Consider the following 653-nt stretch of genomic DNA (forward strand, 5'->3'; position numbering starts at 1 on the left):
GTCTTGAATGGGAAGATGAAATTAGTAATTACCTGAGAGAGCTAGACTTAGTAAAACCAGTTATCTATTGTGGCGATCTAAATGTAGCACATCAGGAAATAGACTTAAAAAACCCTAAACCAAATGTTGGGAATTCTGGTTTCACATTAGAAGAACGAGGTAAAATGACTGATTTACTTGATGCAGGGTTTGTTGATACGTTCCGCCATTTTTATCCTGACCAGGAAGGTGCTTATACCTGGTGGTCATATATGAGTAAGGTAAGGGAGAGGAATATCGGATGGAGAATCGATTATTTTATTGTTTCCCAACGTCTCGTGGATTCTTTAATAGAGGCCAATATTCATTGTGATATTATGGGCAGTGACCATTGTCCGGTTGTTTTGGAAACAGCTCTTTAACTCGGATAAATTCGGTAAAATGGGGATACTATGGGTTATCCATACTCAACAGGAGGTAAAACGTAATGAACACATTTATTGTGAGTTTCCATCAAGAAGATAATGTTGACAGCATGCAGGTACAAAAATTGACGACCGCAGAATTTGAAAAATCAGCATCACGTGGATTCCGCAGGCTATTTGAACTGGATACAAATATGGGATCTTTCGTCTTTTTTGATGCAGAGGATGATGAAGGAGATTTATCACATC

General features: G+C 38.3%; 1 protein-coding gene and 1 pseudogene. Both read left to right on the plus strand.

What is annotated here, in order from left to right:
- Positions 1 to 401, plus strand: a 401-nt coding sequence (locus AC1DUW_RS31665) for an exodeoxyribonuclease III (RefSeq protein WP_477644557.1), incomplete at its 5' end; no start/stop codon positions are given.
- Positions 402 to 466: 65 nt separating this feature from the next.
- Positions 467 to 653: pseudogene (locus tag AC1DUW_RS31670) on the plus strand (cytosolic protein); the annotation flags it as partial.

It is taken from the genome of Peribacillus sp. P4_C12, assembly GCF_056402095.1.